Source organism: Actinoplanes sp. CA-142083, assembly GCF_050942195.1.
GTDB lineage: Bacteria > Actinomycetota > Actinomycetes > Mycobacteriales > Micromonosporaceae > Actinoplanes.
Genome location: NZ_CP192076.1, coordinates 887,020 through 906,294 on the forward strand (window position 1 = coordinate 887,020; position 19,275 = coordinate 906,294).

The 19,275-nt window shown below is 71.1% G+C and carries 19 protein-coding genes; 11 read left to right on the top strand and 8 right to left on the bottom strand.

The features are described from left to right. Nucleotide 1 precedes the first annotated feature (1 nt). Both ACQPZX_RS04260 and ACQPZX_RS04265 read left to right on the top strand, forming a co-directional pair. On the top strand, nucleotides 2-895 hold the full coding sequence (locus tag ACQPZX_RS04260) for an NUDIX hydrolase (protein ID WP_433374572.1): 894 nt from the start codon (nucleotides 2-4) through the stop codon (nucleotides 893-895). Nucleotides 896-1,172: 277 nt separating this feature from the next. Continuing rightward, nucleotides 1,173-2,057: a CDP-alcohol phosphatidyltransferase family protein gene (locus ACQPZX_RS04265; protein ID WP_433374574.1), complete on the top strand. Its 885-nt coding sequence runs from the start codon at nucleotides 1,173-1,175 to the stop codon at nucleotides 2,055-2,057. 53 nt (nucleotides 2,058-2,110) lie between these two features. Here ACQPZX_RS04265 and ACQPZX_RS04270 read toward each other — a convergent pair whose 3' ends face one another. Continuing rightward, on the bottom strand, nucleotides 2,111-2,857 hold the full coding sequence (locus tag ACQPZX_RS04270; RefSeq protein ID WP_433374577.1) for an SDR family NAD(P)-dependent oxidoreductase: 747 nt from the start codon (nucleotides 2,855-2,857) through the stop codon (nucleotides 2,111-2,113). Nucleotides 2,858-2,942: 85 nt separating this feature from the next. Here ACQPZX_RS04270 and ACQPZX_RS04275 point away from each other — a divergent pair, with 85 nt between their 5' ends. Further along, nucleotides 2,943-3,794, top strand: a complete 852-nt coding sequence (locus tag ACQPZX_RS04275; RefSeq protein ID WP_433374580.1) for a helix-turn-helix transcriptional regulator — start codon at nucleotides 2,943-2,945, stop codon at nucleotides 3,792-3,794. Here ACQPZX_RS04275 and ACQPZX_RS04280 read toward each other — a convergent pair. Genes ACQPZX_RS04280 through ACQPZX_RS04290 form a run of 3 tightly spaced genes read right to left on the bottom strand, consistent with a single transcriptional unit; the run spans nucleotide 3,791 to nucleotide 6,779 of the window. Beyond that, nucleotides 3,791-5,035 (bottom strand): phosphatidylserine decarboxylase, encoded by a 1,245-nt coding sequence (locus tag ACQPZX_RS04280; protein WP_433374583.1) that lies wholly within the window; start codon nucleotides 5,033-5,035, stop codon nucleotides 3,791-3,793. The two genes, ACQPZX_RS04275 and ACQPZX_RS04280, sit on opposite strands and share 4 nt — an antisense overlap. A gap of 38 nt (nucleotides 5,036-5,073) precedes the next feature. Next, nucleotides 5,074-5,433 (bottom strand): phage holin family protein, encoded by a 360-nt coding sequence (locus ACQPZX_RS04285; RefSeq protein WP_433374586.1) that lies wholly within the window; start codon nucleotides 5,431-5,433, stop codon nucleotides 5,074-5,076. Next, nucleotides 5,430-6,779, bottom strand: a complete 1,350-nt coding sequence (locus ACQPZX_RS04290; protein ID WP_433374589.1) for a PspC domain-containing protein — start codon at nucleotides 6,777-6,779, stop codon at nucleotides 5,430-5,432. Before ACQPZX_RS04290 ends, ACQPZX_RS04285 begins: the two co-directional genes overlap by 4 nt. A gap of 153 nt (nucleotides 6,780-6,932) precedes the next feature. Here ACQPZX_RS04290 and ACQPZX_RS04295 point away from each other — a divergent pair, with 153 nt between their 5' ends. The 7 genes from ACQPZX_RS04295 to ACQPZX_RS04325 all read left to right on the top strand — a co-directional run bounded on the left by ACQPZX_RS04295 (nucleotide 6,933) and on the right by ACQPZX_RS04325 (nucleotide 14,644). Beyond that, on the top strand, nucleotides 6,933-8,195 hold the full coding sequence (locus ACQPZX_RS04295) for a PspC domain-containing protein (RefSeq protein ID WP_433385017.1): 1,263 nt from the start codon (nucleotides 6,933-6,935) through the stop codon (nucleotides 8,193-8,195). Then, complete coding sequence (locus ACQPZX_RS04300; RefSeq protein WP_433374592.1) at nucleotides 8,192-8,845, top strand: response regulator; 654 nt, start codon at nucleotides 8,192-8,194, stop codon at nucleotides 8,843-8,845. The genes ACQPZX_RS04295 and ACQPZX_RS04300 overlap by 4 nt, the downstream gene beginning before the upstream one ends. A 183-nt stretch (nucleotides 8,846-9,028) precedes the next feature. Further along, a complete protein-coding gene (locus tag ACQPZX_RS04305) occupies nucleotides 9,029-10,666 on the top strand; it encodes a peptide ABC transporter substrate-binding protein (protein ID WP_433374594.1) in 1,638 nt (545 codons plus the stop codon). An 86-nt stretch (nucleotides 10,667-10,752) separates the two neighbouring features. Then, the gene (locus tag ACQPZX_RS04310; protein ID WP_433374597.1) at nucleotides 10,753-11,679 is read left to right on the top strand and encodes an ABC transporter permease; all 927 of its coding nucleotides are present in this window, start codon (nucleotides 10,753-10,755) and stop codon (nucleotides 11,677-11,679) included. A gap of 1 nt (nucleotide 11,680) precedes the next feature. Next, complete coding sequence (locus ACQPZX_RS04315; protein ID WP_433385020.1) at nucleotides 11,681-12,601, top strand: ABC transporter permease; 921 nt, start codon at nucleotides 11,681-11,683, stop codon at nucleotides 12,599-12,601. Nucleotides 12,602-12,627: 26 nt separating this feature from the next. Beyond that, entirely contained in the window at nucleotides 12,628-13,635 is a 1,008-nt protein-coding gene (locus tag ACQPZX_RS04320) for an ABC transporter ATP-binding protein (RefSeq protein ID WP_433385023.1), read from the top strand. 1 nt (nucleotide 13,636) lies between these two features. Further along, nucleotides 13,637-14,644, top strand: a complete 1,008-nt coding sequence (locus tag ACQPZX_RS04325; protein WP_433385026.1) for an ABC transporter ATP-binding protein — start codon at nucleotides 13,637-13,639, stop codon at nucleotides 14,642-14,644. 631 nt (nucleotides 14,645-15,275) lie between these two features. Here ACQPZX_RS04325 and ACQPZX_RS04330 read toward each other — a convergent pair. The 3 genes from ACQPZX_RS04330 to ACQPZX_RS04340 form a co-directional block, all read right to left on the bottom strand. Further along, entirely contained in the window at nucleotides 15,276-15,566 is a 291-nt protein-coding gene (locus ACQPZX_RS04330; RefSeq protein WP_030436599.1) for a chorismate mutase, read from the bottom strand. Between the two features lie 221 nt (nucleotides 15,567-15,787). Further along, nucleotides 15,788-17,107 carry an FtsX-like permease family protein gene (locus tag ACQPZX_RS04335; protein WP_433374601.1) on the bottom strand — a complete coding sequence of 440 codons (1,320 nt, stop codon included), beginning with the start codon at nucleotides 17,105-17,107 and terminating at the stop codon, nucleotides 15,788-15,790. Next, nucleotides 17,104-17,844 (bottom strand): ABC transporter ATP-binding protein, encoded by a 741-nt coding sequence (locus tag ACQPZX_RS04340; RefSeq protein WP_433374604.1) that lies wholly within the window; start codon nucleotides 17,842-17,844, stop codon nucleotides 17,104-17,106. The genes ACQPZX_RS04335 and ACQPZX_RS04340 overlap by 4 nt, the downstream gene beginning before the upstream one ends. 126 nt (nucleotides 17,845-17,970) lie before the next feature. Here ACQPZX_RS04340 and ACQPZX_RS04345 point away from each other — a divergent pair, with 126 nt between their 5' ends. After that, complete coding sequence (locus ACQPZX_RS04345) at nucleotides 17,971-18,876, top strand: TetR/AcrR family transcriptional regulator C-terminal domain-containing protein (protein WP_433374607.1); 906 nt, start codon at nucleotides 17,971-17,973, stop codon at nucleotides 18,874-18,876. Here ACQPZX_RS04345 and ACQPZX_RS04350 read toward each other — a convergent pair. Next, the gene (locus ACQPZX_RS04350) at nucleotides 18,833-19,273 is read right to left on the bottom strand and encodes a FadR/GntR family transcriptional regulator (protein WP_433374609.1); all 441 of its coding nucleotides are present in this window, start codon (nucleotides 19,271-19,273) and stop codon (nucleotides 18,833-18,835) included. The two genes, ACQPZX_RS04345 and ACQPZX_RS04350, sit on opposite strands and share 44 nt — an antisense overlap. Nucleotides 19,274-19,275: the final 2 nt, after the last annotated feature.

The following is a 19,275-nucleotide window of genomic DNA, read 5'->3' on the forward strand; positions in this document are numbered from 1 at the left end:
GGTGAAGATCAGACGGGTCGGGGCGTACGGCATCTGTCGCGACGAGTCCGGGCGGGTGCTGCTCGCCCGGAACTCGTCGGCCAGCGAGTTCCCCGGCCTGTGGACGCTGCCCGGCGGCGGCGTCGAGCAGGGCGAGCACCCCGGCGAGGCAGTCGTGCGCGAGTTCGCCGAGGAGACCGGCTTCGAGGTGCGCCGCGGCGCGCTACGCGCCGTGACGGCCGACGTCTTCCGCCTGCCGAGCGGCAACCTCGAGCACACCGACCGGATCATCTACGACGTGACGATCGTGGGTGGCGCCCTGCGCGCCGAGGCCGACGGCACGACGGACCTGGTCGAGTGGGCCACGCCGGCCGGTCTGCCGCTGATGCCGTTCACGGCCGTTCAACTCGGCCTTCCGGCCGATTTCCCGGACATTCCGGAGAAACCCGAGGAAATCTTCCGGCCGCAGCGGGTGCAGCGCTTCGGGGCGTACGCGGCCGCGACCGACCCGGACGGCCGGATCCTGCTCGCCCGGATCTCCGAGGGTTATCCCGGGGCCGGCCTCTGGCACCTGCCCGGCGGTGGCACCGATCACGGCGAGACCCCGGAACAGGCGCTGGCCCGCGAGTTGTTCGAAGAGACGTCGCAACACGGCCGGGTGACCGGCCTTCTGGGCATTTCGCACCGATATGACCCCACCGCCGTTGGACCGGAGGGGGTCGCGATCGACTGGCATGTCATCCGGGTCCTGTTCAGGGTCCTGGTGGACGTGCCGACAGAACCCGTGGTGACCGAGGCGGCCGGCGGCTCCACCGCCGAGGCGTCCTGGTTCACGCGGTCCGAGGTCGACGGCCTGACGCTCACCGAGCTGGCCCGCGAAGCTGTAGACCGGATCGATGGGGAACGGGCGAGTTAAAATCCTCACAGGGAGCGGGAAGAAGCACCCGATCCCGCCCGTGCGCTCGTACTTGAGGGTGCCGGTCGATCTCTCGCCAAGGTCGCTCGGCTGTGCAATGGTGTAACCCCCGCATTTCCGGCGACGGAGAGTGCGGCGGGTTAGGGGGCCACGACCCACCGCAAGAGTTGCAGGTGGGCATACCGATCCATGGAGGAGACACGTGCCGAGTACCCCTTGGCGCCGGCGTCGTTCGACGGATAGTCCCCGTCCCGCCGGTCGTCGTTGGGCAGGCCGTTTGCGCCGCGGCGGCACCCTGGCCCGCCAGGCGCTGCTGGTGCGGGTGGGCCGCCGGTCCGCAGACGCGGGTCGCGCCGCCACCGCCACCAGGGCTGAGGTCATCTACACCGGCCCCGACCCCACTCCCGCGCTTCGCGCCCTTCCCGTTGCGCCGCCCACGGTCCTCGTGGAGCCCGGTCAGCCGGTCGCCACGACCGTCCCGCTGCTTCCCGGCGCGCAGACCACGTCCCGCCGCCTGCGCTTCGCCCTGGTCAACGCCTGCACCCTGGCGAGCCTGAGCCTGGGCCTGCTGGCCATCTTCCTGGCCATGCAGGGTGACGTGCGGCCGGCCGCGGCCTGCCTGGTCGCTTGCGTCGCCTTCGACGGCATCGACGGCGCCCTCGCGCGGAAGCTGGGCGTGGCGAGCCCCTTCGGCGCCCAGATGGACTCGCTGGCCGACATGTGCTCGTTCGGCCTGGCCGCCCCGGTGGTGGTCTACGCCTCGCTGGCGCACACCGTGCCCACCGCCGCGGCGGCGGTGGCCTGCGTCCTGGTGGCCGGTTGCGCCGCCATCCGCCTGGCCCGCTTCAACGTCTCGCCGAAGGACGGAAAGTTCTTCTGCGGCGTGCCCACCACCATGGCCGCGGCGGTACTGGCCGTGTCGGTGCTGATCGACCTGCCGGTGCCCGGCACCGTCCTGCTGGGCGGCGTCGCGGTCCTGGCCTTCGCCATGGTCTCGAGCTTCCCGTACGCCAAGCTGGCCCGCCTGCTGAAGCTCCCGCCCTGGATCTGGCTGGTCCCGGTGGTCGGCGCCCTGGTCGACCCGCGGCTCACGTTCGCCGTGGTGGTCATGGCGTACCTGCTGAGCGGCCCGGTCATGTGGGCCCGCGCCAAGCGCGCCTGACGCAAGCCGAGTCGAAAGGGCCGCCCTCGGGCGGCCCTTTTCTGAGTGGCAGGCTAGGCCCGGGCGCCGCCGTCGACCCGCAACACCACGCCGGTCACGAACGACGCCCGGTCGCTGAGCAGCCACGCCGCCGCCTCCGCGATCTCCTCGGGCATCGCCTGCCGCCGGAGCGGCGTCTGCGCCACCAGCCGTTCCACGAGCCCCGGCGACCACTGTTCCCACGTGGAGATCATCTCCGTCCGGGTGTTTCCCGGGGCGATCGCGTTGACCCGGATCCCGTCCGGCCCGAAGTTGATCGCCGCCGACTCGGTCAGGCTGTTCACCGCCCGCTTCATCGCGCCGTAGGCCGGCAGCCGCGGGTTGCCCGTCAGGCTGCCCACGCTCGAGTTGTTGACGATCGACTTCGCACCCGCCGCCACCTGGGCGACCATGGCGACCCACACCCCACGCAGGTTCACCTCGTAGAGCCGGTCGAAGTCGGCCGGCGTGACCTGGTCGACGGGCGCGGGAGGGGTGATCGTCGCGCCGTTGTTGAAGGCCACGTCGAGCCGCCCGTACACCGCGACGGCCCGGTCGACGGCGGCCCGCACGCTCTCCGGATCGGCCAGGTCGCACGGCACGTATTCGGCGGCGCCGCCGGCCGACCGGATCTCCTCGGTGACCGCCTTCAGCTGGTCCTCCGTCCGCGCCGCCAGCAGGACCTTCGCCCCTTCCCGGGCGAACAGCCGGGCCGCGGCGGCGCCGATGCCCCGCCCCGCTCCGCTGACGAACGCGATCTTGTTGTCGAGCAGATATGTCATGCGGCCAGCCTCCGACCGGCCCCCGCGCCCATCCAGGCACCGCCGATACCTGGGTAACCGGGCCGGTCCGGCGGACACTGGGAGGGTGGATCGACAGGAGCTGGCCCTTTTCCTCCGCACCCGCCGCGAGCGCATCACCCCGGCCGACGTGGGCCTCCCCACCGGCCGGCGACGCCGCACGCCCGGGCTGCGCCGCGAGGAGATCGCCCAGCTGGCCCACATGTCGACCGAGTACTACACCCGGCTCGAGCAGGCCCGCGCGCCCCGCCCGTCGAGCGAGGTCCTGGCCGGCCTGGCCCGGGCGCTGCGGCTCTCCGACGCCGAGCGGGCTCACCTGCATCACCTGGCCGGCGCCCCGCCCGCGCCGTCCCCGGGACCGTCGCGCGAGGTGCGGCCGAGCGTCCTGGACCTGATCGCCCGGCTGCCGAACACCGCGGCCACCGTGATCTCCGCGAGCTTCGAGGTGATCGCCTGGAACGATCTGGCGGCCGCCCTCATGGAGGACTTCTCCGCCGTCGACCGCCGCGACCGCTGCCTGATCCGCCGGGTCTTCCTGGGCCCCGACCGGGACGGGCGCCGCCTCTACGGCGTCTCGGACGCCGACGAGTTCGCCCGCAACGCCACCCAGCGCCTGCGCGCCGTCTCGGCCCGGTACCCCGACGACCCCGGGATCGCCGAGCTGATCCGCGATCTGCGGGCCGGGAGCGCCCAGTTCCGTACGTTATGGGCCTCCCACGACGTCGAGGCCGAGCCGACCCTCCGCAAGACCTTCGACCACCCGGTCGTCGGCCCGATCACGGTCAACTGCGACGTCCTGGACATCACCGACCGTGACCAGCGCCTGGTCCTCTACACCGCCGTCCCGGGCTCTTCATCGGAAGAGGCCCTGCGGTTGCTCTCGGTGATCGGCACCCAGCGGATGGACGTGCCGGGCTAGAGCCAGCGGGCGATGACCGAGGCGCCCCCGACCACCTTCTCGTTGACCGTGACCAGCGGCTCGGCCTTGTCGGCCGGGAGGTAGACGTCGGTGCGGGAGCCGAACCGGATCAGGCCCATCCGCTCGCCGCGGGCCACCAGGGTCCCCACCGGCGTGCGCTGCACGATCCGCCGCGCGATCAGCCCGGTCCGCTGCGCGACCACCACCGTGCCGTGCTCGGTGTCGAGCACCGTGTACGCCGCGACGTTGTGCTCGGCGGCGGCCGTCATCGCGTTCGCGTACCCGCCGTCCTCGACGAAGTAGTCGGCGACCCGGCCCGCCACCGGCACCCGGTTGACGTGCACGTCCAGCACCGACAGGAACACCGCGATCCGCAGGAACTCGCCGTCGCCGAACCGGGGATCGGCCATCCGCTCGACCGACAGCACCCGGCCGTCGGCGGACGCGACGATCGCCGCCGGATCGGTGGGCGCCTCGCGCTCCGGGTCGCGGAAGAACGCCGCCACCGGCGCCGCCGCCAGCGCCGGGATCAGCCACAGCTTCGACTTCGGCCGCGCGCTGCGGGCCAGCGCCGCCAGGCCGAGGGCGATGCCGGCGGCCGCCACCCCGTTGGAGTCGATGTGCATCGTCCGGGTGACCGGCACGCTGGACGGCCGGTACGCCGGGGCCAGCGTCGCCGCGACCTTGGGGTCGGCCGCCGTGAACCGCAGCTTGTGCACCCGCAGCGGTGGCGAGTTGCGCACCACCAGGCCGGACCCGACACCGAACAGCGCGCCCTGCCGGAACAGCTCGGCCGCCGCCCCGCCGGTGCGCCCGGGCACCGCGGGCGTCGCGAGCGTGACCACGGCCCCCTCGTTCAGGTATTTCCCGAGGCGGTCGAGCAGCCCCCGCACCTCCTGCGCGGTGCCGGTGACCGGCTCCCCGACGATCACCACGTCGGCGGGGGAGGCCTCGTCGAGGGTGTCCACCACCTTGACCCGGTCGGCGATCCAGCTGCCCAGGCCGGCGATGTGGTCGCGGAGCAGGTCGGCGGTGCTGCGCTCGCCGGCGACGAGAGTGAGCTGGTCGCCGGGCAGGAGCGCCTCGACCGCCGAGGCCACCACGAGCGACGCGTGGTCGGCGCCGACGACCAGCGCCGAGGTGGCCGCGTTGTGCCGGGCGAACTCGGCGGTCAGGGCGCGGGCGGCCGTGCTGCCGATGCCGACGATGGGTGCCTTGGACACGGTGGGGAACGGCGTCATGAGGCCGAGCATATTGCCCGGCCTCATGACCATCGCCGTCAGTCCTGGTGAGGCTTGTCCTTCTCGTCCTCGGGGTGCTCCTTGCGGAAGCGCTCGCCGGGCTCCTCGAGGAGCTCCCGCACGATCGAGGCGTGCACTTCGGGCGGCAGGCCGCCGGGGATCTCGGGCTCGGTGACCGCGGGCTGCGCGCCCGGCGCCGGCTGCGGGGCCGGGGTGCGGCCGGAGCGGATCGCCCCGAACAGCCCGACCACGCCGAACATGATCAGACCGCCCGCCACCAGCCAGCCGACGGCCGGCAGGTGGATGTTGACCACCCGGGAGAGCGCCCACCAGAGCGCGACCAGCAGGAAGATCAGCCCGAAGCTCAGGGAAACCCCGTCGGTGCGGTGCGGCTTCATCGGATGACCTCCACGTTGCCGGTGTCCATCTGCAGGTCGAGCTTGAGCGAGCCGCCGCCGTCGCCGTCGGCGCCCAGGTCGGTCGCCGACTCGTTGCTGACGCTCTTGTCGGTGTACTCCTTGCCGAAGATCACTGCCCGGCCGGTGTCGAGCGAGAACGTGGCGGTCGTGTCGACGGTGGGCGGGAGCAGCACCCGCAGCTGGCCGACCTTCATGGTCAGCGTGGTGACGGCCTGCTGGTCGGTGAAGGCGACGTCGCGCAGGTCGAGCGTGGCGTTGCCGGCGGTGAAGTCGTACCGGTCGGCGATCTCGGCGACGGTGCGCGGGTGGTAGACGCTGTTGCCGACCTCGCCGCCCCAGCGCTCGACGCCGGTCGAGATGCCCAGGCCGATCGAGATCAGGATGGCCAGCGCGATCAGCCCGCGGGCCCGGCCGAGCCAGGCGCCGACGATCAGGCCGAGCGCGACCGTGACCAGGGCGGCCGCGAAGTAGGCGGAGACCGCGATGCTGGCGCCGGCCATGTCGATCACGGCCATCAGCCCGATCACCATGACCACCGCGAAGAACGTGAGGCGGCCGAGCTTGGAGCGCTCACGCGGCGGCTTCGGCGGCTTCGGCGGCTTGGGCGGGCGCGGGGGCTGCGGCGGCTGGTAGGCCGGCGGGGTGCTGCCCCACGGGCCGTGCGGCGCGAACGGCGGGCGATATCCGGTAGCCGGGGGTGCGAAAGGCGGCTGCGGCGGCAGGGGAGCGGTCACCGGTTCCGTGGCCGGTGCGGCCGGGGGCGGCGCGCTGAAAGCCGTGGTCGGCGGAACATCCGCCGGCGGCGGGAAGTCGGCCGGTGGGGGAAATGTCGCATTCGGCGGTGGGGGCGTGGCGCCGGGGCCGCTGCCGTTGTTGCTGCGCTTGATCAGCAGCACCGCGCCCACGATGACGGCCGCGGCGAGCAGGCTGGCCCGCATCCCGTCGTGGACGATGAACCCGAAGGAGACCACCGCGGCCGCGCCGAGCAGCACCACCGAGAGCGGCGCCATCCCCGAGCGCCCCTTGCCCAGCAGCGACTCGATCGGCGACGCGCTGTCGCCCTCGGCCGGGATGATCAGCCACCCGATCAGGTAGAGAAGGACGCCGACGCCGCTGAGAATGCCCAGCACGGCGACGAGCACCCGCCACAGAACCGGGTCGGTGTTGGTGGCCCGGGCCAGCGCCGCGCAGACGCCGGCGACGTATCGGCCCTGCCGCGGGCGTACGAGATGCTCTCGGGTGAAGGAAGGGCCGGGAAAAGTGGGGCCCGACGAAGGCGGTGCGCCGGGCGTGGAGGAAGCAGTGGTGTCGGCTTCGTCGGTCATGCCATCGATCCTGTCCTGGAGGCGGCCTGAGATGCTTCAGGCGCCGACCCTGAGGCCACCCTGAGATCCTGGGCGCCCGATACCGGGGGACATTCCCCGTGGCCCGCGACGCCGCGACGTGTGACGATCGGATGACCAGACCAAGGAGGAGTCATCACCACCGCCGTCACCCCACCCACACGCCGGCTGTACCGGCCACGCGACCACCGGATCATCGCCGGGGTCGCCGCCGGCCTGGCGGAGCATCTGGGTGTCCCGCTGCTGGCGGTCCGCATCGCTCTGGTCGTGCTCCTCGGGTTCAGCGGCCTGGGCCTTCTGCTCTACGCCGCCTTCTGGGCCGTCCTGCCGCAACAGGTTCCCACCGGCCAGCCGCCGGCGCGACGTGATCTCGCCATGCTTCTGCCGTTCGCGGCGATCGGCCTGGGCGTCGTGCTGCTGCAGGCCCTGGTCTTCAAAAACAGTGTGGCCGGCACGGTCGGCTGGCTGATCGCGGTGGTCGCGGTCGGCGCCGGCATCATCTGGCACCAGTCCGACCCGTCCCGCCGCGGCCACTGGGTGGGCAACAACCTGCCGCAGACGCCCTGGCTGGCCGCCGTGGTGGCGGAAAGCGACCGGCGCTTCTTCCTGTTCCGCTTCGTGGGCGGCGGCGTGCTGGTCGCCACCGGCATCATCGGTGTCGTCGCGGTGTACGCCCCGGCCGGCTCCCTCTCCTCGGTGATCAACGGTGTGATCTTCGCGCTGGTCGGCCTGCTCGGCGTCGGCGTGGTCGCCGCGCCGCTGCTCTGGCGCATGTTCAACCAGTTGCGCGCCGAGCGCGAGGGCCGCATCCGCGAGCAGGAGCGGGCCGAGGTCGCCGCGATGATCCACGACCAGGTGCTGCACACGCTGGCCCTGATCCAGCGCAACTCGGCCGACATCAAAGAGGTGCAGCGGCTGGCCCGCGGCCAGGAGCGCAGCCTGCGCAACTGGCTCTACAAGCCGACCGCCTCGCCCACCGAGCGCTTCGCGGCCGCCCTCGAGCAGGCCGCCGCCGAGGTCGAGGACACCTACGCGATCAGCGTCGAGACCGTCGTGGTCGGCGACACCGAGTGCGACGAGCGGGTGGCCGCGCTGGTCGCGGCGGCCCGCGAGGCGCTGGTCAACGCCGCCCGGCACGCCGGCGTGCAGACGATCTCGCTGTACGCCGAGGTCGAGGCCGACGAGCTCAGCGTCTTCGTCCGCGACCGCGGCGCGGGTTTCGACATCGACGGCGTGGAGGATTCGCGGCACGGCGTCCGAGGGTCGATCATCGGGCGGATGAAACGACACGGCGGGCGCGCCGAGATCCGCAGCGCGACCGGCGAAGGCACCGAGGTCCGCCTCATGCTGCCCGTCACTCGAGAGAGCATGACGGCGGGGAAGGAGTCAGCACGATGACCGACACCGAGGGACGGCTCAGGGTGTTCCTGGTCGACGACCACGCGATGTTCCGGGCCGGCGTGCGCGCCGAGCTGGGCGCGCACGTGGACGTGATCGGCGAGGCCAGCACGGTGGCCGAGGCGGTGAGCAAGATCGCCGCCAGCGAGCCCGACGTGGTGCTGCTCGACGTGCACATGCCGGACGGCGGCGGCCGGGCCGTGCTCGACGCGATGCGCCGCAGCCACCCGCACGTCCGCTTCCTGGCCCTGTCGGTGTCCGACGCCGCCGAGGACGTGATCGGGCTGATCCGGGCCGGCGCCCGGGGCTACGTCACCAAGACCATCTCGCCCGACGAGCTGGCCGCCGCGATCAAGCGGGTGGCCGACGGCGACGCGGTGTTCAGCCCGCGGCTGGCCGGGTTCGTGCTCGACGCGTTCGCCTCCCGGCCCGACGTGCCGGTCGCCGACCCCGAGCTCGACCAGCTCACCAACCGCGAGCGCGAGGTGCTGCGCCTGCTCGCGCGCGGTTACGCGTACAAGGAGATCGCCAAGGAGCTGTACATCTCGATCAAGACGGTCGAGACCCACGTCTCCAACGTCCTGCGCAAGCTCCAAATGAGCAACCGTTACGAATTGTCACGATGGGCGGCCGATCGCCGCCTGGTCTGACGCTCCGTCGCAGGGCGTGTACGGAAGGGCATAATCGCTGCTCAGGGTGCCTCTTGAGGGTGCCAAAAGTGGCTGTGGCTAGTATCGGCTTGGTAACGGGCCCTCGGGCTTCCGTTTCGCTGTGTCACAGTTGCTGCCGACTCACACTACCCCCGTGAGCGCCCTGAAGGAGGCATCCTCCACATGCGTGGGAATGGCCCATGGAAGGTGGCGGCCGGAGCGGCCGCCATCGCCTTGTTGGCGGCCGGCTGCTCCAGCGGCTCCTCGGACGACGACGAGACCCTGTCGAACTCGATCAGCATCGGTATCGTCGAGCCGGAAAGCCTGGTTCCGACGAACACGACGGAATCCAACGGCTCGCAGGTGTTGTCGTCCCTGTTCTATCCGCTCGTCCGCTTCGACGAGAAGAGTGAGCCGTACCTGGTGGCGGCCGAGGCGATCACGCACGACAAGGCCAACAAGGTCTGGACGATCAAGCTTCGCCCCGGGTTCACCTTCAGCAACGGCGAGCCGGTGACCGCGGACAACTACATCAACGCGTGGAACTACGGCGCCTACGGCCCGAACGCCCAGCTGGCCTCGTACTTCTTCAGCCGCATCGACGGCTACGCGCAGATGCAGTCGGTCGACCCCGACGGCAAGGGCCCCGAGAAGGCCCCGGAGCCGAAGGCGAAGAAGCTGACCGGCCTCCAGAAGATCAACAACACGACCTTCCGGGTGACGCTCTCGGCCGGCTTCGCGGGCTGGGAGTCCGTGATGGGCTACGACGCGTTCTACCCGCTGCCCAAGGCCGCCTTCACCCCCGACGGCAGCGCGATCGCCGAGGGCTTCGGCGAGGCGCCGATCGGCAACGGACCCTTCAAGATGAAGGGCAAGTGGCAGCACGACTCGCAGATCCAGGTCGAGAAGGTCGCCGACTTCCAGGGCACGATCCCCAAGGTCGACGGCATCACCTGGAAGATCTACCAGGACCTGGGCGCGCAGTACGCCGACCTGGTCGCGGGCAACCTCGACGTCGAGACGAAGATCCCGATCGAGAGCCTCGCCGCCGCCTCCGGCGACCTCGGCGACCGCCTGCAGAAGAGCCCGAGCTCGGCCTTCGCGTTCGTGGGCTTCCCGATCTACGAGAAGGAATTCCAGAACAAGGACGTCCGCCGGGCGATCTCCATGGCGATCGACCGTGACGAGATGGCCGAGCAGATCTTCCTGGGCTCCGAGACCGCCGCGTTCTCGTTCGTCTCCCCGGTGGTCGCCGGTTACCGGCCGGACACCTGCAAGGAGAACTGCGAGTACAACCCGACCAAGGCCAAGCAGCTGTACGCGCAGGCCGGCGGGCCGTCCGACATCAAGATCTCGTACAACCAGGACGGCGGCCACAAGGCCTGGGTCGACGCCATGTGCAACCAGATCAAGTCGTCGCTGGGTGTCAACTGCACGGGCACGCCGGAGCCGAAGTTCGCCGACATGCTCAAGAAGGTCGAGAAGAAGGAGCCGGTCGGCCTGATCCGTCTGAGCTGGCTGATGGACTACCCGCTGATGGAGAACTACCTCGGTCCGCTGTTCACGACCGACGGCTCCTCGAACTACTACGGGTACAGCAACCCGGCGTTCGACAGCCTGGTCCGCGAGGGCTCCGAGGCCACGACCACGGCCGCCGCCGAGAAGAAGTGGCAGGCGGCCGAGGACATCCTCGCGCAGGACATGCCGGTCCTTCCGCTGCGGTACGGCCAGAACGTGTTCGGCCACTCCGAGAAGGTCACCAGCGTATCGATGGACCTCTTCCAGAAGGTCGACATCTACAAGATCGAAGTAGCGGATTAGTCTGACCGCTCGGTCAGTGGTGGCGCCGCGGGTGATCTGAAACCGTGGCGCCACCGCACTTACGCTCTGGCACAAAAGGCCTTTCCATGTTCCGCTTCATCGTGCGGCGCCTGCTTCAGATGGTCCTCACCTTCTTCGGCGCCACCTTCGTCGTGTACGCGCTGATGTTCGCGGCGACGGACGACCCGCTGCAGGCGCTGGTCGGCGAACGTCCCCTCACCGAGAGCCAGCGAGCGGCGCTCACCGCCCGCTACCACCTGGACGACAGCTTCCTGCAGCAGTACTGGTACTACGTCAAGGGCCTGCTGACCGGCGACTTCGGCACCTCGCTGACCGGCCGCAAGATCTCCGACATGCTGGCCGACGCGTGGCCGGTCACCCTGCGGCTCTCGCTGCTGGCGATCCTGATCGCGGCCACCGTCGCGATCGTCGCCGGCGTCGTCTCCGGCATCCGGCGGGGCAGCATCTTCGACAACACCACGCTGTTCCTCACGCTGGTCGTGCTGGCCATGCCGATCGTGGTGCTCGCGCCGCTGGCCCAGCTGGTGTTCGGCGTCAAGCTCGGCTGGTTCCCGGCCACGGCCGGCAAGGACGCCTCGCTGTGGGAACTGCTGTTACCCGCGGTCGTGCTGGGCAGCCTGGTCGTCGCCACCGAGCTGCGGGTGACCCGGGCCTCGGTCGCCGAGAACCTGCGCGCCGACTACGTGCGCACCGCCCGGGCGAAGGGGCTCACCGGCAAGCGGGTGATCGGCGTGCACGTCCTGCGCAACTCGCTCATCCCGGTGATCACGCTGATCGGCGTCGACATCGGCGCCCTGATGTCCGGCGCCATCATCACCGAGAAGGTCTTCAACATCCCCGGGGTCGGCTTCAACCTCTGGCGTGGCATCCGCACCGAGGACGGCCCGCTGGTGGTCGGTTTCGTCAGCGTTCTGGTGATCGTCTTCCTGGTCGTGAACCTGATCGTCGACCTGCTCTACGCCGCCCTCGACCCCAGGATCCGCTATGAGTGACATGAACGCCCTGACCACGGAGACGCCGGTCATCCCGGCTCCCGGCGGCGACCGGGGCGCCGGCAAGTCGCGCAGCCTGGCCGCCGACGCCTGGCACGACCTGCGGCGCAGCAAGATCTTCTGGGCCGCGCTGGTGATCATCGTCGCGGTCCTGCTGATGGCGGCGTGGCCGTCGCTGTTCACCTCGGCCGATCCGCACGACTGCGCGCTCAGCCGCAAGCACGCCGGCGCGAGCGGCGGCGCGATCTTCGGGTACGACTTCCAGGGCTGCGACGTCTACGCCAAGACCATCTACGGCGCCCGCTACTCGATCGTCGTGGGCGTCTTCGCCACCCTGATCGCCGGCGTCATCGGCATGGCGGTGGGCCTCGCGGCCGGCTTCTTCGGCGGCTGGCTCGACGCGCTGCTGTCCCGCTTCGTCGACGTCATGCTGGCCATCCCGTTCCTGCTCGGCGCGATCGTGCTGGCCAAGCGGCTGGGCTCGGGCGCCGGCAACGACGGCGTGCTGGCGGTGACCGTCACCCTGGGCGTGCTCGGCTGGACCACGGCGGCCCGGGTCATGCGCTCCTCGGTGATCCAGGCGAAGAACCAGGACTACGTGGCGGCAGCCCGGATGCTCGGCGCCGGATCGGGCCGGCTCGTCTTCCGGCACATCCTGCCGAACGCGGTCGCGCCCTACGTCGTGGTGCTGACCATCCTGCTCGGCATCAACATCGCCAGCGAGGCCACGCTGTCGTTCCTCGGCATCGGCCTCAAAGGCGACGCGGTGAGCTGGGGCATCTCGATCTCCGAGGCGACCGGGTACGTCCGCGTCGCCGCCGGCCCGCTGATCTGGCCGTCGGTGTTCCTGGCCGCGACCGTGCTGGCCTTCATCATGCTCGGCGACGCCGTCCGCGACGCCTTCGACCCGAAGCTGCGGTGATCGTGGTGACTGACATTCAGGCGCAGATGGACGCGCTGCCCGGCCTCGACCCGCGGGCGCCCCTGCTGCACGTCGACGACCTGCACGTCGAGTTCCGCACCCGCGACGGGGTGGCCAAGGCGGTCAACGGCGCCGAGCTGTACGTCAACCCCGGCGAGACGCTCGCGCTGCTCGGCGAGTCCGGCTGCGGCAAGTCGGTCACCGCGCAGGCGATCATGGGCATCCTGGACACGCCGCCCGCGCACATCACCGGGGGCCGGGTGCTCTACCGCGGCGTCGACCTGCTGCGCCTGTCCGAGGAGGACCGCCGCAAGGTGCGGGCCAACCGCATCGCGATGATCTTCCAGGACGCGCTGTCCGCGCTGAACCCGGTCTACTCGGTCGGCTTCCAGATGGCCGAGCTGTTCCGCAAGCACCGCGGCATGTCCCGCAAGGACGCCAAGGAGCGGAGCATCGAACTGCTCGACCAGGTGCGCATCCCCGCCGCCCGCGAGCGGATCAACGACTACCCGCACCAGTTCTCCGGCGGCATGCGGCAGCGCGTCATGATCGCCATGGCGCTGGCGCTCGACCCCGAGGTGCTGATCGCGGACGAGCCGACCACCGCGCTCGACGTCACGGTCCAGGCGCAGATCATGGGCCTGCTCGCCGAGCTCCAGCGCCAGCGCAACATGGGCCTGATCCTCATCACGCATGACATGGGCGTGGTGGCGGACGTCGCCGACCGGATCTCGGTCATGTACGCGGGCAAGGTCGTGGAGGAGGCGCCGGTCCACGAGATCTATGGGCGGCCTGCTCATCCGTACACGAAAGCGCTCTTGGAGTCGATCCCGCGACTGGACCTCAAGGGCCGGCAGCTCAACGTCATTCACGGCCTGCCGCCGGCGCTCACCGACATCCCGGCCGGCTGCGCCTTCCACCCGCGCTGCGGATACGCCCGCCCGGTCTGCAAGCAGGACGAACCGCCGGCGTACCGGATCGCCCAGCAGCGCATCGCCCGCTGCCACTTCATCCGGGAGGTCCTCGGTGTCTGACGTGTCCGACCTCGTGCTCGAGACCCGCAACCTGGTCAAGCACTTCCCGATCACGCAGGGCATCGTCTTCAGGACGAAGGTCGGCGCCGTCCGCGCGGTCGACGGCGTCGACATCCAGCTGCGGCGCGGCGAGACCCTCGGCATCGTCGGCGAGTCGGGCTGCGGCAAGTCGACCCTGGCCAAGCTGCTGGTCGGCCTCGAGAAGCCGACCTCCGGCGAGGTCGTGGTGCGGGGCGAGGACATGACCAGGCTGTCCGGTCACGCCCTGCGCCGCGCGCGCCGCAACATCCAGATGGTGCTGCAGGACCCGTACACGTCGCTCAATCCCCGCATGACGGTCGGCGACATCATCGGCGAGCCCTTCGCGATCCACCCCGACGCGGTCCCGCCTTCCGGGCGCGCCCGAGCCGTCCAGGAGCTGCTGGACCTGGTCGGGCTCAACCCCGACCACATCAACCGCTATCCCCACCAGTTCTCCGGCGGCCAGCGCCAGCGCATCGGCATCGCCCGCGCCCTGGCCCTCCGCCCCGAGATCATCGTCTGCGACGAGCCGGTGTCGGCCCTCGACGTCTCCATCCAGGCCCAGGTGATCAACCTGCTCGAGCGCCTGCAGCGCGAGCTGGGCCTGTCCTACATCTTCATCGCACACGATCTCTCGGTGGTCCGCCACATCTCCGACCGGGTGGCCGTGATGTACCTGGGCAAAATCGTGGAAACCGGCTACCACATGGCCATCTACGAGCAGCCCACCCACCCGTACACGCAGGCCCTGCTCTCTGCGGTGCCCGTCCCCGACCCGCGCCTACGAGGCCGCCGCGACCACATCGTCCTGGAGGGCGACGTGCCGTCTCCGGCCGATCCGCCGTCGGGTTGCCGTTTCCGCACGCGTTGCTGGAAGGCACAGCCCTACTGCGCCGACCACGAGCCGTTGCTGCAGATCCGGCAGCGCTCGACCCACCCTTCGGCGTGCCACTACGCGGAGATCCGGGACGTCATTCACCGCTATTAAAAGCCCTATATCGTACGAGTCGGGAAAGTCCCCTTCGCGGGGCCCCGGCTGCCTGCAACACCGGGCCGTCCGCCAACGCCCGGCCCGGCGACCACCCAAACCCACCGCTCGCGCTCCACGCCGTTCGCGCTCCACGTCGCTCGCCCTGCGCGCCGCTCGCCCTGCGCGCCGCTCGCCCTGCCCGCCGCTCGCCCTGCGCGCCGCTCGCCCTGCGCGCCGCTCGCCCTGCGCGGGCTGCCGCTCTCTGCGGCACTCGCGCCGCGTGGCACTCGCGCCGCGCGGTTGTCGCTCTCCGCGCCGCTCGCTCTCCGCGGCGTCGGCACTCCTGCATTCCCGCGCCCGCCGCGCTGTGCCGCGCCCGCGCTGTGCCGCGCCCGCGCTCTGCGGCGCCCGCGCTCTGCGGCGCCCGCGCTCTGCGGCGCCCGCACTCCTGCCGCGCCCGCACTCCTGCCGCGCTCGCGTTCTGCGGCGTCCGCTCTTTGCTCGCTCCCGCCCTCGCGTCGCCCGCTTTCACCGCGATCTTGATGAGTTCGCGTTCGCGGCGAACGGCGAATCATCAGGGCAGCGCGAGCCCCCGCTGCCCGCCGGATTTAACCGGAATGTCAGGCGCGGCCGACCCGATGAGCGTCGGTCAGAGGGGTCCGCGGCCGGCGCGCAGGATCATCAGGGCGATCTGGGTACCGTCGGGGCCCAGGGCGGCGCGGAAGCGATCGACGATCTCGCGCTCGCGGGAGAGCACCAAGCGGGTGCCGCCGCTGGCCATGCGGGTCTTGCCGACCGCCTGGGAGAGGCGGGCGCGCTCCAGCCACAGGTCGATGATGGCCTGGTCGATCTCGTCGATGCGCTCGCGCATGGCGCGGATCTCGTCGGCGGCCAACGGCTCGCCCGCGCCGGTCGTCTGGTCCACCAAGTCGGCGGTCATGTCGTGCTCCTCGGGTGCTCGCGCCCCGGTCGACCCGGCCCGGGCAGCATCAAGCCCCGGGCGGTGAAGCCCGGGGCTTGATGTAGGTCTGTCGTTCAGACGCGGCCTACGGTCGCCGGACCTCCGGTGCCGTAGTAAAAAAATCGCGCCTGCTGGATCACGAGCCGAGTATGCCCCTGCCTCGAACCGATCCGCAAGGAATCGGTCCGATGCGTGGGACGTCAGGCGGCGCGAACCACCTCGGTGGCCGGGCCTTGGACCGATCGGCGGGTGGCGCCCAGCATCGCGGCGGCCGTGAGGGCGACCGCCACCGCCAGGATCAGCACGTATGCGGCGGGGCTTTCGTCGGGCCAGATGCGGTCGGCGCGGGCCGAGCCGAACGGCAGGATCGTGAACATCGCGGCCGCGGTGCCGCCGAGCGCCCCGGTCACCGTGACCAGCAGGCCCTCGATCCCCACCATGGCGAACAACTGGCCGCGGGTGGCGCCGGCCAGACGCTGCTGGGCGAACTCCTGGCGGCGGCGAACCGTGGCGGCGATCAGGGTGTTGATCAGCATGATTGCCACGAACAGCGTGATCATGCCGACCACCACGTAGTTGAGGGTCTTGACGTCCTGGGCATAGTCGGGCTCGACCTGGCCGGCCGAGGCCGCGTTCTCGATGGCCTGCATGTAGACCGTGCCGGTGGCGACGCCCGTGAAGATCAGGACGGGCATCACGGTGCCGGCCAGCTGGCGGGCGCGGGAGTGCACGGTCAGCACCGCCAGCTCGCCGGCCACGCCCAGGGCCCGGACCGGAGCGCCCAGCACGGCGGTGACCAGGCGCAGCAGCTCGGGAGCGAGCAGCGCCAGGCCGATCGCCGCCCAGATGCCGGCCTGCCCGGCGGTCTGCATGGCGTCGATGCCCTTGCCGTCCATCAGTGTCGCGGTGAGCACCGAGCAGTTCGCGCCGATCGCGAGGAAGAGGACCGCGGCGATGCGGCGCAGGCGCGGGCGGGCCGGGCGAGCGCCGAGGGGCGCGGCGGTGCGCCGGGCGGTGGCGACGCCGGCGATGACCGAGCCGAGCAGGGTGACGCCGAAGCCGACACCGAACGCGATCGGGCCGAAGACGTAGTCGACCGATGAAGCGGCCTGGCCGGTGTTGCGCAGCAGCTCGAGGAGCACGCGACCGAGCGCCAGGCCGAACGGGATGGCGACGGTGGCGGCGACCAGGGCGACGGCGGCCGCCTCGCCGACGATCATGCGGCGAAGCTGCCGGCCGGTGGCGCCGACCCGGCGGAGCAGGGTGATCTGGCCGGCGCGCTGGCGGACGGCCAGGCTCAGGGTCGAGGTCACCGCGAAGGCGACGATGACCAGGCACCAGCCGCCGCCGACGCTCGCGGTGGTGCTCAGCGACTCGGCGCTCGCCGAATCGGCCGCCTGGGCGGTGTCGAGCAGCGACGCGAACGCCATGAGCAGCGTCGCGCCCAGGAACGCGGTGAGGAACGTGGCGATGAAGCCGCCGGGACGATGGCGCAGGTTGCGCAGGGCCACGGAGATCATGCCGCCGCCTCGATCCCGCGGATCTCACCCAGGTGCGCAAGCCTTTCCGCCACGGCGTCGGCGGTGGGAGCGGTGAGTGATCCGGCCAGGCGGCCGTCGGCCAAGAAGAGCACCGAGTCCGCGTACGCCGACGCGACCGGATCGTGCGTCACCATGACCACGGTGCCGCCGTGCTCGTGCACGACCGCCCGGAGTAGGGCGAGGACTTCGCGCGCGCTGCGCATGTCGAGCGCGCCCGTCGGCTCGTCGGCGAAGATGACGGCCGGCTCGGTGACCAGCGCCCGGGCCACGGCGACCCGCTGGCGCTGCCCTCCGGAAAGCTTCTCGGGGCTGTCGTCGAGCCGGTCCCCGAGGCCCAGCTGCTCGAGCACCGACCGGACCCGGCGGCGGTCGGCCCGCCGGCCGGCGAGGCGCAGCGGGAGCACCACGTTCTGCTCGACGGTGAGCGAGGGCAGCAGGTTGTAGTCCTGGAAGACGAAGCCGACCTGCAGGCGGCGGAACTTCGTCATGGTGGTGTCGTCGGTGGCGGTGAGCTCGGTGCCGCCGATGAACACCCGGCCGGCCGTGGGCCGGTCGAGGCCGGCGGCGCACTGCAGCAGCGTGCTCTTGCCGGAGCCGGACGGGCCCATCACCGCGGTGAAGCTGCCGGCGGCGAAGGAAGCGGTGACCCCGTCGAGCGCGGTCACGGTGTCGTCATAGGTCTTGTAGAGCGATTCCAGGCGGACCGCATCAGTCATGATTCTCTATCCTCCCGTGTACGTTTGGTACACCGTACAAATGCACTAGCAACTCGGTCGGTAGTGCTAGCCCCCCTATTCGAGGTAGGGGTCTACAGTGGGTGCACTAGTGCACTAGGGGGAGCGATGGCGTACCGGAAGATCGCCGATCTGATCGCGGCGCGGATCGCGAGCGGCGAGCTGGCGCCCGGGGAGCGGATCCCGTCGACGCGGCAGATCATGGCCGAGCACGGGGTCGCGATGGCGACCGCCACCCGGGTCATCGCGGCGCTGCGCGAGCAGGGGCTGGTGCAGGCCCGGCCGGGGCTGGGGACCGTGGTGGCGCAGGAGACGCCCGAGGCCGCGCCCGATCGTGATCGCGTCGTGCGCACGGCCATCACGATCGCCGACGCCGAGGGGCTGACCGGGCTGTCGATGCGGCGGCTCGCGGCGGAGCTGGGCATCCCGACCATGTCGATCTATCGCCACTTCGCCGACAAGGAGGAGCTCGTCCTGCTGATGATGGACGAGGCGATGGGCGCGACCCCGCCACCCGATCTCGACCCGGCCGTCGTGGGCTGGCGGGCCTGTCTCGAGGCGCTCGCCCGGCTGCAGTGGGAGATGTACCGGCGGCACAAGTGGCTCGCGCAGGCCATCTCCTTCACCCGGCCGTTGCTCGCGCCGAACGCGATGGCCCACACCGAATGGGCGATGCGCGCGCTCGACGCGTACGGGATGAGCCCTTCTTTGCAGTTTGTCGCCGCCGCGATGGTGGCGAATTACGTGCGGGGGACGGCCGTCAACCTGGAGGAGGAGGCGCAGGCCGAGCAGGAGACCGGCATGGACGACGCCGCCTGGATGCGAGCACGGTTTGACCAGCTCGAGGCCGTGCTCGCCACCGGGCGGTTGCCGATGATCGCCCGGTTCGTCGCCTCCGACGAGCGCTTCGACCTGGACCTGCTGCTCGATTTCGGACTGCAGCGGATTTTGGACGGGCTCGAGCCGCTGGTCAGCCCAGGAGCTGCTTCATCGCCATCAGGTGGTCGCGGCTGAGCTCGGCCGCTGCCCGGCCGTCACCCGCGGCGACCAGGTCGACGATGCGGGCGTGCAGCTCCTGGTCGGCCTCGCCGCCGTAGGAGCCGTGGATGCGCAGCATCTCGATCATCGCCTGCCGGTTGCGCGGCACGAAGCCGTCGAACAGCTCGGTGAGGATCGGGTTGTGCGCGGCCTCGACGACACGGCGGTGGAAGACCCAGTCGGCGTCGACGTGCTCCTCGACCGTCGACCGCTTGGCCAGGCGGTCGGCCAGCGCGCGCCGCATCGCCCGCAGCTCGGCGGGGGTGCGGCGCTCGGCGGCCAGCGCGGCGGCCTCGACCTCGATCGCGATGCGGGCCTCGATCACCTCGACGATGCCGGCCCGGCGGACCACGACATCCCACTCGTCGGGCACGT